This is a genomic window from Vibrio sp. Isolate23, from assembly GCF_022398095.1.
GTDB lineage: Bacteria > Pseudomonadota > Gammaproteobacteria > Enterobacterales > Vibrionaceae > Vibrio > Vibrio coralliilyticus_A.
In genome coordinates this window covers 32,941-48,707 of the sequence record NZ_JAKEUV010000013.1, presented here as the reverse complement: position 1 = coordinate 48,707, position 15,767 = coordinate 32,941, and the positions used below count along the sequence as shown (strand labels likewise).

14 protein-coding genes are annotated in these 15,767 nt (G+C 46.1%); 9 read left to right on the top strand and 5 right to left on the bottom strand.

Annotation, left to right across the window (positions count from 1 at the left end; translation table 11 throughout):
* The first annotated feature begins 168 nt into the window (after positions 1–168).
* Positions 169–921: a transporter substrate-binding domain-containing protein gene (locus L1D31_RS20770; RefSeq protein ID WP_239838891.1), complete on the top strand. Its 753-nt coding sequence runs from the start codon at positions 169–171 to the stop codon at positions 919–921.
* On the opposite strand, the gene L1D31_RS20765 is transcribed toward L1D31_RS20770, so the two are convergent.
* Both L1D31_RS20765 and L1D31_RS20760 read right to left on the bottom strand, forming a co-directional pair.
* The gene (locus L1D31_RS20765) at positions 918–1,880 is read right to left on the bottom strand and encodes a D-2-hydroxyacid dehydrogenase (RefSeq protein WP_239838890.1); all 963 of its coding nucleotides are present in this window, start codon (positions 1,878–1,880) and stop codon (positions 918–920) included. The two genes, L1D31_RS20770 and L1D31_RS20765, sit on opposite strands and share 4 nt — an antisense overlap.
* A gap of 29 nt (positions 1,881–1,909) precedes the next feature.
* Positions 1,910–2,647 (bottom strand): pseudouridine synthase, encoded by a 738-nt coding sequence (locus L1D31_RS20760; RefSeq protein ID WP_239838889.1) that lies wholly within the window; start codon positions 2,645–2,647, stop codon positions 1,910–1,912.
* A gap of 182 nt (positions 2,648–2,829) precedes the next feature.
* Here L1D31_RS20760 and L1D31_RS20755 point away from each other — a divergent pair, with 182 nt between their 5' ends.
* Positions 2,830–4,101 (top strand): divalent metal cation transporter, encoded by a 1,272-nt coding sequence (locus L1D31_RS20755; protein ID WP_239838888.1) that lies wholly within the window; start codon positions 2,830–2,832, stop codon positions 4,099–4,101.
* A 62-nt stretch (positions 4,102–4,163) separates the two neighbouring features.
* Here the strand turns inward: L1D31_RS20755 and rapA are convergent, their stop codons facing one another.
* On the bottom strand, positions 4,164–7,073 hold the full coding sequence (gene rapA, locus L1D31_RS20750; RefSeq protein WP_239838887.1) for an RNA polymerase-associated protein RapA: 2,910 nt from the start codon (positions 7,071–7,073) through the stop codon (positions 4,164–4,166).
* A 472-nt stretch (positions 7,074–7,545) separates the two neighbouring features.
* Between rapA and L1D31_RS20745 the strand changes: the two genes are divergently transcribed.
* The 5 genes from L1D31_RS20745 to L1D31_RS20725 all read left to right on the top strand — a co-directional run bounded on the left by L1D31_RS20745 (position 7,546) and on the right by L1D31_RS20725 (position 12,211).
* On the top strand, positions 7,546–8,922 hold the full coding sequence (locus L1D31_RS20745) for a PhoH family protein (protein WP_239838886.1): 1,377 nt from the start codon (positions 7,546–7,548) through the stop codon (positions 8,920–8,922).
* 118 nt (positions 8,923–9,040) lie between these two features.
* Positions 9,041–10,045, top strand: a complete 1,005-nt coding sequence (locus L1D31_RS20740; RefSeq protein ID WP_239838885.1) for an ornithine carbamoyltransferase — start codon at positions 9,041–9,043, stop codon at positions 10,043–10,045.
* Positions 10,046–10,292: 247 nt separating this feature from the next.
* Positions 10,293–11,222: an aspartate carbamoyltransferase gene (gene pyrB / locus L1D31_RS20735; protein ID WP_239838884.1), complete on the top strand. Its 930-nt coding sequence runs from the start codon at positions 10,293–10,295 to the stop codon at positions 11,220–11,222.
* A gap of 14 nt (positions 11,223–11,236) precedes the next feature.
* Positions 11,237–11,698: an aspartate carbamoyltransferase regulatory subunit gene (pyrI, locus tag L1D31_RS20730; RefSeq protein ID WP_239838883.1), complete on the top strand. Its 462-nt coding sequence runs from the start codon at positions 11,237–11,239 to the stop codon at positions 11,696–11,698.
* Between the two features lie 123 nt (positions 11,699–11,821).
* Entirely contained in the window at positions 11,822–12,211 is a 390-nt protein-coding gene (locus L1D31_RS20725; protein ID WP_008073782.1) for a RidA family protein, read from the top strand.
* A gap of 82 nt (positions 12,212–12,293) precedes the next feature.
* Here the strand turns inward: L1D31_RS20725 and L1D31_RS20720 are convergent, their stop codons facing one another.
* Together L1D31_RS20720 and mdh are read right to left on the bottom strand one after the other, a co-directional pair.
* Positions 12,294–12,458, bottom strand: a complete 165-nt coding sequence (locus L1D31_RS20720) for a hypothetical protein (protein WP_239838882.1) — start codon at positions 12,456–12,458, stop codon at positions 12,294–12,296.
* Between the two features lie 101 nt (positions 12,459–12,559).
* Positions 12,560–13,492, bottom strand: coding sequence for a malate dehydrogenase (gene mdh / locus L1D31_RS20715; RefSeq protein WP_239838881.1), 933 nt, complete (start codon positions 13,490–13,492; stop codon positions 12,560–12,562).
* Positions 13,493–13,822: 330 nt separating this feature from the next.
* On the opposite strand from mdh, the gene argR reads away from it, so the two are divergent.
* On the top strand, positions 13,823–14,293 hold the full coding sequence (gene argR, locus L1D31_RS20710; protein ID WP_239838880.1) for a transcriptional regulator ArgR: 471 nt from the start codon (positions 13,823–13,825) through the stop codon (positions 14,291–14,293).
* A 334-nt stretch (positions 14,294–14,627) separates the two neighbouring features.
* A complete protein-coding gene (locus L1D31_RS20705; RefSeq protein ID WP_239838879.1) occupies positions 14,628–15,596 on the top strand; it encodes a TAXI family TRAP transporter solute-binding subunit in 969 nt (322 codons plus the stop codon).
* Positions 15,597–15,767: the final 171 nt, after the last annotated feature.

Genomic DNA, 15,767 nt, shown 5'->3' with positions numbered 1-15,767 from the left:
CACAAACAACACTGCCCCTCGATACAATAATTTTACATATAGCGAACAATAAGGACATTTGGTGGTTGAGCTTCAGGCGTTTATATCGAACTTTACACCTTACTTATACGTATTTTTGTCGTTTAATGCTCTTTTCAAATTGACTCATCTACAATGAACTGAGGTGCCATGAAAAAAGGTATAGAGAAGTTGAAGAAGTTCTTGCTCGGTATTCCACTATTATCATGTTTTATCTGTGCGCAGGCGTATGCTGAGAACATAGATAAAACGGTTAGAATCACAGCTGGAGAGTGGCCACCATTTATCGGCCAAAACCTTGAAGGGTATGGTGTTGTCGCTCAAACCATCACTCAAGCATTTGCACTTCAAGGTTATAAAGTGACTTATACTTTTTATCCTTGGGCCAGAGCGTATGAAAAGGCACAAAGCGGAGAGTTCGACGCCACCGCCGTCTGGATGTTCGATGAAGAGCGAACACAGCATTTTTACTACAGCAAACCGGTCTCACAAGAGCAGTTTGTTTTCTTCCACCACAAGGACTTAGACTTTGAATGGTCAGAGATCGAAGATTTAAAAGGCTACAAACTAGGCGGAGGGCTGGGTTACAGCTATGGACCTGAACTGGACGCACTTATAGAGTCAAAGGGCGTTACTATGAGCCGAGTTAACAGCCCCAGTCAGAATCTGCTACGACTCAACCACCACCGAATTGAAGTTTATCCAGAAGAGCGACAGATAGGCTTGTACAACCTCAGTCAGCAAACCAAAGATGTTCAGAACAATATTACCTATCACCCCAAGCCCTTTCTCAATAACGATGGCTTCGTAATGTTTTCCAAACAGAGTCCAAGAGGAAAGGAGCTGCTAGCCATATTTAATCAAGGCTTACTCAAATGGCGTCAGCAGCAAAATGAGCACTAAACCACTCGATTTTGTTCTCTCCCTTCTATAAAGGCGGTAATGTTATCCATCAATATATTCGACAGGTTCTGAATCGATGAGTCACTTCCCCACGCTACATGAGGTGTCAGCAATAAATTCGGCAAATCCATATTCGCCAGTAACGGGTTGCTTTCGTCAGCAGGCTCCTGCGTGAAGACATCCACACCCGCTCCAGCAATCGTGCCATGCTTTAATGCCGCAACCAGAGCCCCTTCGTCGACTAATCCCCCGCGGCCAGTATTGATCAGTAGGCTTCCGGGTTTCATTTGCGCCAACTCATTTTCTCCAATCAAGTTACGTGTGGCCTCAGTCAACGGACAATGCAGTGTGATCACATCAGCCATCATTAATACCTGTTCAAAGGGTAAATAGCCTTCCCGACAGGCATCAGCCCCTCTGTGTTCGGCATAAATAACTTGCATCCCGACCGCTTTAGCCAACGCCGCTGTCGCCAGGCCAAGTGCCCCTGAACCAATCACTCCCAGCGTAGATCCTGCAACATCACCAATTGGGTGAGTGAAAAAGCAAAACTGCTGATTACGTTGCCACTCTCCTTTGGCGATATCGTTATGGTAGCCATGTAAATTGCGTCTGAGAGCGAAGATCATGCCGATAACATGCTCCGGCACCGACTGTGTGGCATAACCTTGGACATTCGTCACCGCAATCCCCTGTGCTCGACAATAATCGATATCAACATTGTTAAACCCAGTCGCCGATATGGCAATCAATTGAAGTTCGGGCAATTGAGATAAAACTTGCTGGTCTAGCACCACCTTATTGGTAATCACAATTTGGGCGCCTTTCAGGCGCTCCACCACCAGCTCAGAGCTGGTGAAATCATATTCAATCCACTGGTGGTCAAAAGGAAAGTGAGGTAATTCGATATGAGTGGGGATCGTGGCGCGATCCAAAAAAACAACATTAGGCAGCGACATGGTTTCTCCTTCCGCTGCCTATAGTGAAATCATGGACGTGGCAGCGTTTTATAGTCCGGCAATTCTCGCACAGGATCGAAATAGTTAAAGATCAATGCCTCCGCTTCAGGATAGAAATCACAAGGAACAAAAATACTGCGTAGACGTTCATCTTGAGGATGGTAAAAACTCAATTCAGCCGCATGCAGTTCAAGACGGTTGGAGAATTTGAAGGCTTCACCCTGTGAATAGAACTCATCTCCAACAATCGGATGCCCTAACGACTGCATATGCACACGCAGCTGATGTGAACGCCCTGTAATAGGCAGTAACCTGACAATGGTGGTCTGATCTTCGCGCTTTGCCACCTCAAATAAGGTCTGTGATGGCTTACCCTGCTCAAAACAAACTTTCTGCTTCGGCCGATTTGGCCAATCGCAAATCAGTGGAAGATCCACTTCCCCCGCATCCTGCTCTACATGCCCCCACACACGAGCATAGTAGACCTTGTGAGTAAGGCGGAACTGAAACTGCTTTTTTAGTGCTGATTCTGTGGGTTTGTCCTTGGCAAATAACATCAGCCCTGATGTTGACATATCAAGACGGTGGACCGGTTGAATGTCAGGATAGAGTGCCTTTAATCGACTCCACATGCTGTCATAGTGCTCAGCCGCGCGTCCAGGAACAGATAAAAGGCCAGACGGCTTATTCACCACAAGGATACCTTGATCCTCAAATACTCGCTCAATCCAAGGTTCGGTGGGCGGGTAATAGTCCTGCATGGCCATAAAATATCTCAATACTACTTATAACTCACCCAGTATATCAGACTCAGGGTTGTGACAGAGTTTCCACATCCAAGTCTATTTTAGCTCTTTTTATGTAAATAATATTTAACACTCTGATTACGTATGATATTGGTTTTACCATTGACAAGAAAAACACTAAAACACGACATCAAGGAATACAAATGGAAACGATCTCCACTTCAGAGAGCCACGCTAAATACTCTCTGGCACAACTTGTCCGTTCGCTAGGCCCAGGGATAATGATGGCTGCCGCTGCCGTCGGAGGGTCACATTTAGTTGCTTCGACCAAAGCCGGAGCTATTTACGGTTGGCAACTGGCGGTATTAATTCTGCTGGTCAACTTTTTTAAATACCCATTTTTCCGCGCCAGTATTCAGTACACAATGGGGACAGGGGAAAGTCTAGTCGAAGGCTACTCAAAACTTGGTCGTCCGTATCTGTGGTTATTTGTTACGTTAAGTGTCATTTCCGGTATCGTCAATACCGCTGCTTTATTGTTATTCAGTGCTAGCTTACTTGGGTACTTTATCCCCGTGGAGCTCTCCACCACAACCTTATGTTTGATTGTTCTAGCGACCTGCTTGACGATTCTGTTTGCTGGCCACTACAAAGCTCTCGACTCCTTATCCAAAATCATTATGGCGGTACTGACCATTGCAACCCTGACTGCGGTCGCTATTGCCGCAGGTAACCCTGTCGAAGCGGCTCCTGCTTTTGAAGCGCCCTCACCTTGGTCCATTGCTGCTATCGGATTTATCGTCGTCACCATGGGGTGGATGCCAGCTCCGATTGAAATTTCCAGCCTGACTTCAATGTGGCTTAAAAGTCAGCAACGCCACCAAAAGGTAACGGCTCGTTCCGCCTTGTTTGATTTTAATGTGGGCTACATAGGTACAGCGATTCTAGCGATTGTTTTCCTTGCGCTGGGTACTTTGGTCTTACACGGGAGCAATATTGAATTATCTCAATCGGGTGTAGGATTTTCGCATCAATTGGTCGGTCTATATGCATCAACCATTGGCGAATGGTCACGTTACCTAATTGCAGCCGTCGCGTTCTTCTGTATTTTTGGCAGTACGATTACGGTGATTGATGGCTACGCTCGAGTGATTTCAGAATCTCAACGCCTACTGCATAAGCAAAAAGAGATGAGACCCAAAGTGACGCAAGGGTGGATGCTACTGATTTCCGCAGCGGCACTGTCGATCATCGTTTTCTGGGCAGCAGCACTACTGCCTATGCTCGACTTTGCGATGATTCTAGCCTTTATGACCACGCCATTCTTTGCGCTGCTTAACTATATTCTGGTTTCAAAATCTCAGTTGCCAGAGCCTTTGGCGCTCAGCAATAAACTAAAATGGCTTTCCATCACAGGCCTCGTCTACCTGTTTGGTTTCTTAGCGGTATTTGTGTGGTGGAAGTGGCTGATGTAGCCAAATTGCGACCAACAAAAAAGGCCTTCAAATGAAGGCCTTTTACTGCAAGTTGCGTAAAATCAGTTGTGGGACACCACGATCATACGTAGTGAGTCTAGCTGGTACTGAGCTTGAGCAATGTAGCCATTGAGCTCTTTAATTTGCGCTTCAATCGCGGCAAGCTCCTCATCACGAATGTTTGGGTTTACCGCTTTCAAAGCTTGTAGTCGTTCCAACTCCGCATTCAAGCTCGCCTGCATTTCCTGCTGCGCCTCTGCACGTACGGCTTCGACTTTTTCGACGATCAGCGCTTCACCTGCGGTGATCATTTGATGGACTTGAGCCTGAACTGATGACACCAGTTTGGTCGCCATGTGACGGCCTACCGGGCTAAGCTGGCGGTTAAAGCTTTCAAACTCAACCTGCTGTGATAAGTCACTGCCTTTACCATCCAACATCAAACGGATTGGTGTTGTTGGCAGAAAGCGACTGATACCACTACGCTTTGGCGCCTGCGCATCGACTTTATACACCAACTCAAGCAGCATGGTGCCTACTGGCAACGCTTTGTTCTTCAGCAAAGAGACTGCGGTTGCGCCAACGCCTTCACTCATCAATAGGTCGATACCACCCTGAATCATCGGGTGCTCCCAACTGATGAAGTTCATGTCTTCACGAGACAACGCTGTTTCACGATCAAAGGTGATCGTCGCACCTTCATAAGGCAGACCAGGATAACTTGGTACCATCATGTGTTCAGATGGCGTCACCACCAAGGCATTTTCCCCTTTGTCGTCCTGATTAAGACCAATGGTATCAAACAGACTCAACGCAAAGGTCACCAGATTGGTATCACCATCGGTGGCCGCAATCTTATCGACGATCTGCTGAGCTTTTTCGCCACCATTGGAATGCATTTCCAGTAAGCGGTCTCGCCCTTGCTCAAGTTGAGATTTGAGCTCTTTATTCATCGCAGCCGATTCGCTAATCACATCATCGAGTTCGGTCACGTCACCCGAAGCCAGCATTTCAATCAAACGATCAGAGAACTTGTCATACACCGCGCGACCTGTCGGGCAAGTTTCAGCAAACGCATTTAGACCTTCATCGAACCAACGCGCCAGAATTGCCTGTGACGTTTGCTCCAGATAAGGAACGTGAATATCAATATCACGACTCTGACCAATACGGTCAAGGCGACCAATACGCTGCTCAAGTAAGTCGGGGTTGAACGGCAAATCGAACATCACCAGTTGGTTTGCAAACTGGAAGTTACGACCTTCTGAGCCAATTTCACTACAGATAAGGACCTGAGCGCCACCCTCTTCCTGCGCAAAGTAAGCGGCTGCTTTATCGCGTTCCAGAATCGACATACCTTCGTGGAACACGGTGGCACGGATACCTTCACGCTCACGCAGCGCCTGCTCTAGCTGCAACGCTGTGCTAGCACGAGAAGCAATAACCAAAATCTTGTCACTGCGCTTTTGTTTGATCTTCTCAATCAGCCAATTGACACGTGAATCAAATTGCCACCAGCTGGCATCATCGCCTTCAAACTCTTGGAAGATTTCTTCTGGGTAAAGATTTTTCAGCGCACGTGCTTCAGGGCTAATTTTGCCACCAATCATGCCCGATACACGCATAGACGTCGTGTACTGCTGAGGGATCGGCATTGGTAGCAGATTAACGTTACGTACCGGGAAGCCTTTGATCGCTGCTCGGGTGTTACGGAACAACACACGACCAGTACCATGACGGTCCATCAGGTTGTCAATCAGTTCCTGACGAGCTGCAGCTTTGGCTTCTTCTTCACTGTCGCTTTCAATAATGCGGAACAGAGGCTCAACATCCTGCTCGGACAACAACTCAGTAATCTGATTTTTAGCGTCATTCTCAAGCTGTTGACCAGAGAACAACGCACTCACCGAATCCGCTACTGGCGCGTATTGCTCTTCTTCTTCAACAAATGCTTGGTAATCATAGAAGCGGTCTGAATCGAGCAAACGCAAGCGGGCAAAGTGACTCTCACGTCCTAATTGCTCTGGGGTTGCGGTCAGAAGAAGTACCCCAGGTGTGCGCTCAGCTAACCCTTCAATCACCTGATATTCACGGCTTGGCTGCTCTGGGCTCCATTCTAGATGGTGTGCTTCATCGACAACCAGCAGATCCCACTCGCCTTCGAGCGCTTGCCCAAAACGCTTACGGCTCTTGCGTAAGAAATCCAGTGAACACAGTACATATTGCTGGGTATCAAACGGATTATCTGAATCAGCAAACGCCTCAATACAGCGCTCTTCATCAAAAATCGAGAAATGCAGATTGAAGCGGCGCATCATCTCGACCAACCATTGATGCTGCAACGTTTCCGGTACCACAATCAAGATACGCTCCGCTCGGCCCGCCAACACCTGCTGGTGGATGATCATCCCAGCTTCAATGGTTTTGCCTAGACCGACTTCATCGGCTAACAAAACGCGAGGCGCATGGCGACGACCAACTTCATGAGCAATGTATAGCTGGTGAGGAATCAAACCAGCACGCATACCACACAAGCCACGCATCGGGCTTTTGTGCTGCTCGTATTGGTTGATTAGTGCACGGTAACGGAGCACAAAGTTGTCCATGCGATCAATCTGACCGGCGAACAGTTTATCTTGCGGCTTGTTAAATCGAATTTGATTACTGAGCATGATTTCGCGCAGCATCACCTCTTGTTCTCCGCTGTCTTCGCGAGTGCCTATGTAGGCAAACAGACCTTGGTCCTCGACCACTTGCTCAATTTTAAGTGACCAGCCTTGCTGACTGTCAACAACATCGCCAGCATTAAAGGTGACTCGGGTAACCGGTGCATCATTGCGAGCGTACACTCGGTTCTCTTCCGACGCTGCAAACATCAGCGTCACAGTGCGAGCATCCAATGCTACAACCGTCCCTAAACCTAAATCGCTTTCCGTATCGCTGATCCAACGCTGGCCCAAAGCAAATGTCATGAATCGACTACCTCACCTGTTTAATTCAAAAATGGGTCTATTTATCTTAGTTGTTCTTACGTGACTTGAAAGGCAGCTGACGGGGAAACAAATGGCCAGCCGTCACGTCAAAAAGGTCGCTCATATTACTCGAAGCTGTGATGTTGGTCACGCACAAACGCCTCAAAAAACAACAAATTTTTCTTCATCTTTTGCATGACATCAAAGTGTAAGAAAAGAGTGGCACATCTAAAAAAGAGAGTTGGGAATCTGACTTATACTCACAGATGAGAATGCAGGCTATCGCGTCAATTTTTCGACTGGCACGAGAGATGCATTATTCGGATGACGATCAACACGGGTTTGTAGCGTATCAGCTAACCGACAGCGATCTCTGAGCGACTTAGCGATAGGCTACAAGCAACCGCAGGTAGGCCATAATCACAAACGATTGTGAATGGCAAACAAGCCGCATCACGGCAAGGAGACGCTTATGGGTGACACGGATCGGAAACTTTTTGTCCTAGACACCAACATCCTTCTTCATGAACCTTTAGCCATCTATTCCTTTCAAGAACACGACGTGGTCATTCCAATGACCGTCCTCGAAGAGCTCGACCGAATCAAAGACAGTAAACGCGACGTTGCCCGCGATGCCCGAGTGGCCATCCGCGCAATGGAAGCCATGTTCAAAGACGCCACACCAGATGAAATCTCTGAAGGCATTCCGATTAACCGCGATAAAGAAAACACCGGACATATCTCTATTCTCGCCGATTTTGAGCTGCAAGAAACCATTAAGGCTTTTGCAGACAAGGCTGGCGATAATCGCATTCTTAATGCGGTGCTTTATCTGCAAAACAAACGCGCACCACGTGAAGTGGTTCTGATCACCAAAGATATTAATATGCGCTTGCGTGCCAAAGGCGCTGGCGTTCGCTTCGTTGAAGACTACCGAACTGACCAATTGATTGATGATGTTCAGTACCTAACTAAAGGCTTCCAACAAATCGAAGGCGACTTCTGGAGTAATATCGAAGAAGTCGAGAGTAAAAACCTTGGTGGTCACACGTTCCACACCCTAGACCGAGAGCCTTTTGAACCAACGTACATCAATCAGTATGTCATCGATGAAGAAAGTGACTTTGCAGGGCGAGTGGAAGAAATAACCCCTGAAAAGGTGACACTGAAAGATCTCAGCCGCGAGCGCATGATGCATCGCCGAGCGTGGGACATCACGCCAAAGAACATTTATCAGGGTATGGCGTTAGATGCCTTACTCGACCCTGATATTGATTTGGTGATCCTCACCGGAGCTGCGGGTAGTGGTAAAACGCTACTTGCTATGGCGTCCGCTTTAGAGCAAACCATTGAACACGGTATGTTCGACAAGATCATCGTCACACGTAATACGCCAGATATCGGCGAATCTATTGGCTTCTTGCCCGGTAGTGAGGAGGAAAAAATGCTGCCTTGGTTAGCGGCGGTAACAGACACGTTGGAAGCGCTACATAAGCATGACCACTGTACTGAAGGCTCATTGAAGTACATCTGCGACAAAGCCAATATACAGTTTAAGTCGATAAACTTTATGCGTGGCCGCTCAATTCAGAACGCGTTTGTGTTGCTGGATGAATGTCAGAACCTGACCGCTTCGCAAATCAAAACCATCATTACTCGCTGTGGTGAAGGTACTAAGATAGTCTGCTCGGGTAACCTGGCACAGATTGACTCCCACTACCTCACCCCTGTTACCTCAGGGTTAACCTACATGGTTGAACGCTTCAAGAACTTCGAGGGCAGCGCCAATGTCCACCTAAATGGCGTCGTGCGCAGCCGTCTGGCTGAGTTTGCAGAAGAGAATTTATAGTCACAAAAAGCGGGATATTATTTATATCCCGCTACAATTGCAAAATAATTATTCACAAACATCACATAACTATGTTTAACTAGTCCTATTAAAATAATGAGCAATGAAGGACTGAAGCATGGCTTTCAATCTACGTAACCGAAATTTCCTTAAGCTTCTCGATTTCACCCCAAAAGAGATCCAGTTTTTACTCGATCTATCTGCGGATCTTAAGAAGGCAAAATACGCGGGCACAGAACAGAAAAAGCTCGTTGGTAAAAACATCGCCCTGATCTTTGAAAAAGCCTCTACTCGCACCCGATGCGCGTTTGAAGTAGCAGCCTTCGACCAAGGCGCACAGGTGTCTTACATCGGCCCATCTGGTTCACAGATTGGTCAAAAAGAGTCGATGAAAGACACTGCGCGTGTATTAGGAAGAATGTATGACGGCATTGAATATCGAGGGTTCGGCCAAGAAATCGTAGAAGAACTGGGGCAATACGCTGGTGTCCCCGTGTGGAACGGTTTGACCGACGAATTTCACCCAACTCAAATACTGGCCGATTTTCTTACGATGCTTGAACACGGTCGCGGTAAGCCGCTCCATGAAATCAAGTTTGCTTATTTAGGCGATGCGCGCAACAACATGGGTAACTCTCTGTTAGTAGGGGCTGCCAAAATGGGCATGGACATTCGTTTAGTCGCCCCTAAAGCTTTCTGGCCAGAAGAGGAACTGGTGGCAAACTGCCAGCTGATTGCTCTGCAAACAGCGGCAAAAATCACGCTGACTGAAAGCGTTGATGAAGGCGTTAAAGATTGCGATTTCCTGTATACTGACGTGTGGGTTTCGATGGGCGAAGCCCCAGAGGCTTGGGATGAGCGAGTTGCTCAAATGAAGCCTTATCAAGTCAATATGGACACCCTAGATAAAACCGGTAACCCGCAAGTCAAGTTCATGCATTGCTTACCGGCATTTCATAATGATGAAACCACCATAGGCAAAGAAGTAGCCGACAAATACGGAATGAATGGACTGGAAGTTACTGAAGAAGTGTTCGAGTCTGACCACTCAATTGTGTTTGACGAAGCAGAGAACCGCATGCACACGATTAAAGCTGTGATGGTCGCAACACTCGGTTCATAACACCAACAAAAATTGCACCATAAAGCTTCGATGTAATCGCTTGCGTTAACAAATCTTCAGCGTATAATGCTCGGCAATTTGTCTGGAGGTAGTGACCAAATGCCACGTAAAACGTGTTCTACAAAACGATTTACATTAGGTAAGCCAAAACGCTTACTGGCTGGTCTTTTTACTATTTCCACCGATTTTTAAAGCCTCCCTATTGGGAGGCTTTTTTATTGCCTAAATTGCAGATGGGACGATGATTATGACGAACACGCTTTATAACAAGCACATTATCTCAATTCCTGAGCTTTCTCGTGAAGAGCTGGAACTGATTGTCAAAACCGCAGGTCAACTCAAAGCAAAGCCTAATCCTGAGCTGATCAAGAACAAGGTGATCGCCAGCTGCTTCTTTGAGCCTTCTACCCGTACTCGTCTGTCTTTTGAAACCGCTATCCAACGTGTCGGTGGCAGCGTGATTGGATTTGATAATGGCGGTAACACTTCGCTAGCCAAGAAAGGAGAAACCTTATCGGACTCGGTTCAAGTTATCTCTTCTTATGTCGATGCCTTTGTCATGCGTCATCCACAGGAAGGCGCTGCACGATTAGCTTCTGAATTCTCCAATGGTGTACCTGTCATCAACGCGGGCGACGGAGCCAACCAACACCCAACCCAAACGTTGCTCGACCTGTTCTCAATTGCTGAAACACAAGGCCGTCTCGATAACCTCAACGTTGCCTTTGTTGGTGACCTGAAATACGGCCGTACCGTTCACTCTCTAACGCAGGCTTTGGCGAAGTTTAACAATGTTCGTTTCTACTTCATCGCTCCTGATGCACTGGCGATGCCAGATTACATTTGCGAAGAGCTGGATGAAGCTGGCATTGAATACAGCATGCACACAGATATGGAAACCGTCATCCCTGAGCTGGACGTGTTGTATATGACCCGTGTTCAGAAAGAGCGCTTTGACGAGTCGGAATACGCACACATCAAATCCGCCTATATCCTTACTGCAACCCTACTGGAAGATGCACGCGATAACCTAAAAGTGCTACACCCACTGCCTCGTGTGGATGAAATCACTGTTGACGTCGATAAAACGCCACACGCCTATTACTTTGAGCAGGCTGAAAATGGCGTCTATGCGCGTGAAGCCCTACTTGCTCTTGTTTTAAACCAATCACTGTAATCGGGAGAATCATCATGGCTAAAGAAACTCAATTGCAGGTTGAAGCAATCAAAAACGGCACCGTTATTGACCACATCCCAGCTCAGATTGGTATTAAAGTTCTCAAGCTCTTTTCAATGGATAAGTCAGAGCAGCGCGTGACTGTTGGCCTCAATTTGCCGTCTTCAGCACTCGGCCACAAAGACCTGCTTAAGATTGAAAATATTTTTATCAGTGAAGAGCAAGCAAGCAAGCTTGCCTTGTACGCACCGCATGCCACAGTTAACCAAATTGAAAACTACGAGGTTGTGAAAAAACTGGCACTGGATTTACCAGAACAGATCAACAACGTCTTTGAATGCCCAAACAGTAACTGCATTACTCACGATGAGCCTGTAGAAACCAGCTTTAAAGTGTTCGAGAAAAAAGATAACGTGCGATTAAAATGTAAGTATTGTGAGAAGGTCTTCTCACGAGAAATCGTCACTGAACGTTAATCGTCGATTAATCATAAATAATCCCTTCTCTCTGATAGCAGGGATTTTTTCTTTACGCTGCCTTGCTTTCACGGCACACTGAGTTTCCTTAATTACGTAACCCACAACAGATGGAACATAATAATGACTAAAGTACTTCATACAGAATCCGCTCCTGCTGCTATTGGCCCATATGTACAAGGTGTAGACCTAGGTAACATGGTACTGACTTCAGGTCAGATCCCAGTAAACCCTGCAACAGGTGAAGTGTCGGCAGATATCGCAGAGCAAGCTCGTCAATCTCTGGATAACGTCAAAGCGGTTGTGGAAGCATCAGGTCTGTCTGTGACTGACATCGTTAAAATGACGGTTTTCGTAAAAGACCTCAATGACTTCGGCACAGTCAACGAGGTTTACGGTAAATTCTTTGATGAGCATAAAGTAGCAAATTACCCAGCACGTTCATGTGTGGAAGTGGCTCGTCTACCTAAAGATGTGGGTATCGAGATTGAAGCGATTGCTGTCCGTAAATAATCGACCAGTGACAAAAGGAAGCGAGCGCATAGCTCGCTTTTTTGATCATGGTAAATAAGTGGCCTTTATGACAACCGATGTATCATTGTGGATTACCCGTTAGTTCACTAATATCAGCCGCAAACTGTTGATGGGATTCACGCTCTTCAATAAGCACGGCATTGGTCTTGGCATCAATAACCAAGATTACCCCAACACCTTGCTTACACTCCACCAACATACCTTTTTCGATTTCAGTAATGTCCATAATCGTCTCCTTAACCTCATCATAGGTTTACCCTATCTAAGGGAAAAAGGATCAAAAAAGCCGACTCAACGTCGGCTTTATTTACACTACTCATGTAGGGCTTACTTAACGAAATCCACACCCGTTTGAATGTCGCCGTTCAGTGTTTCTAACATGCCATCAAGCGCTGATTTTTCGAATGCGCTTAGCTCACCGTAGCTTAAGATTTCTTCGACGCCATCTTTGCCTAGTTTCACTGGCTGAGCGAAGAATGGCGCGTGCTCGCTATCACCTTCGACATAAGCGTATTCCACCACATCTTCACCTTGAAGTGCTTTCACTAGAGCAAGGCCGAATCGACATGCAGCTTGGCCCATAGATAGAGTCGCACTACCACCACCCGCTTTTGCTTCTACCACTTCGGTACCCGCATTCTGGATACGCTTGGTCAGTGCTTCGACTTCTTCAGACGTAAACTCAACACCTTCCACTTGAGAAAGAAGAGGAAGAATCGTCACACCAGAGTGACCACCGATAACCGGTACACGCACTTCGCCTGGATCTTTATCTTTTAGATCCGCAACGAACGTTTCAGAACGAATCACATCCAAGGTGGTAACACCAAATAGACGACGCTTATCGTAAACACCCGCTTTCTTAAGAACTTCTGCCGCAATTGGCACGGTTGTGTTGACTGGGTTAGTGATAATACCAATCATCGCTTTAGGGCAAACGTGAGCTATTTTCTCAGCAAGAGACTTAACGATACCAGCGTTGACGTTAAATAGGTCCGCACGATCCATACCAGGCTTACGTGCAACACCCGCTGAAATAAGAACAACATCCGCACCTTCAAGTGCTGGCGTTGGATCTTCGCCCGCATAACCTTTGATTGATACAGGCGTTGGGATGTGGCTTAGATCAGCAGCAACACCCGGAGTAACCGGAGCGATGTCGTAAAGTGCTAAATCTGAACCAGCAGGAAGACGGTTTTTTAGTAAAAGGGCTAGGGCTTGACCGATGCCTCCAGCGGCACCAATAACGGCTACTTTCATCGTAGTTCTCCTTGAGATGAATCTCTTTATAAGTCTTGGGGTGATTTGAAATCAACGCTGTCCAAAGCTATAGCAATCACATACTGATTACAATCAATTAACGTCAGCTTTGCGACCTTGCGCAACTCAGTAATAACGTGCTACACACAAGTGTTTATTATCCTTACATTTACCTTTAATGACAAAGAGTTAAGTAACTTTAAAATGCCACCTTACACATCCATTAACAGTGACACGATAGACAGAATTTGGCATAGCATTGGCACTATGTGCATAGCTATGCGAGAATATTCACTTGATTTTTATAAAAACAACGGTTGAAAGAGAACCATGCGTCATTCAGAAAAACAAGATAACCTCGTCCGTGCTTTTAAAGCGCTACTCAAAGAGGAACGTTTTGGCTCCCAAGGGGATATTGTTGAGGCTCTGAAAAATGAAGGCTTCGAAAACATCAACCAGTCCAAAGTTTCCCGCATGCTGACCAAGTTTGGCGCAGTACGAACCCGTAACGCCAAAATGGAAATGGTTTACTGTTTACCGGCAGAGTTAGGGGTGCCCACTGTATCAAGCTCACTGCGTGAACTGGTGCTGGATATCGATCATAACAATGCCTTAGTGGTTATTCATACTGGGCCGGGGGCTGCACAATTGATTGCGCGCTTACTGGACTCCCTAGGAAAATCAGAAGGCATATTAGGTGTCGTAGCAGGAGATGACACTATCTTTATCACTCCAACTCTCAGTATGACCACAGAACAGCTGTTCAATTCGGTTTGCGAACTGTTTGAATATACTGGATAAGTTTCAGATATATGCCTATTTTATGAGTCACTCGAGAGTATTTTTCCTGTGACTCAAATCACATCTTGAATAAATCTCCTTACCTAAACACACACTAAGCTAAATCCTTGATTAGCAAATGGTTTAACCTGCTAACTTAGGTTAAATTTTCGCTCAAAAACCAGCCAAATCCGCTACATTCTTTAACAATCGTGTAATTATGTGCCAATTTTTTGGTATTATTCAGCCACTTTTTCAACATATGGATTGAAAAAGATGCCGTTTCCATAAGAGGAAACTCCCATAGCGACTACACTTGCTATGGGGTTAATAATGAATAAAGGAAGGGAAATTCATGGCATTGAACAAACTGATTAAAGTTGGTGCTATTGCAGCTGCTGTAATGGGTGCTGGTGCGGTTAACGCTCAAGAGTTCATCACGATTGGTACTGGGTCTGTAACAGGTGTTTACTACCCAACTGGTGGTGCAATTTGTAAGCTGGTTAACAAAGGCCGTAAAGACCACAACATTCGTTGTTCAGTAGAGTCGACTGGTGGTTCAATCTACAACGTCAACACTATCCGTGCTGGCGAACTGGATTTCGGCATCGTTCAGTCTGACTGGCAGTACCACGGCTACAATGGTACAAGTAAGTTTGCTGAACAAGGCCCGTACAAAGAACTGCGAGCAATGTTCTCTCTACACACTGAACCATTCAACATCATCGCTCGAGCTGACTCTGGTATCGAAAATGTCTCTGACCTAAAAGGTAAACGCGTTAACATCGGTAACCCGGGTTCAGGTGACCGTGCAACTATGGGTGTTGTCATGGAAGCAATGGGCTGGACTAACGACAGCTTTAAACTGGCTTCTGAACTGAAAGGTTCTGAGCGTTCTCAAGCTCTATGTGACAACAAAATCGATGCGTTCGTCTATGTGGTAGGCCATCCAAACGGTTCAATCAAAGAAGCCACAACATCTTGTGATGCGAAGTTAGTTTCAGCGACAGGTCCTAAGATTGACAAGATTGTTGGTGACAACCCTTACTACGCATTCAGCACAGTACCTGCTGGTATGTACCGCGGTACAGATAAAGACGTAAATAGCTTCGGTGTTGCTGCTACTATGGTAACCACAACAAACGTTTCTGATGAAGTTGCTTACAATGTGGCGAAATCTGTATTTGAAAACTTCGATACCTTCAAGCGTCTGCATCCTGCTTTTGCAAACCTTAAGAAAGAAGACATGGTGAAAGCCGGTCTTTCTATCCCTCTACATCCAGGTGCAGAGAAATACTACAAAGAAATAGGTCTACTTAAGTAACCTCTCTTTATTCACCAAGGAGGCTCTCCCTCCTTGGTACATTAAGCTCTAAGGTATTGAGCCAAATCATAATTATTTTGGAGTTTCACATTTTTGAAACTCCTCTTTGTTTCTATATATCAAAAACTTACAACTGAGCAATATTTCATCTTTTCACTAAACTGAAAGATG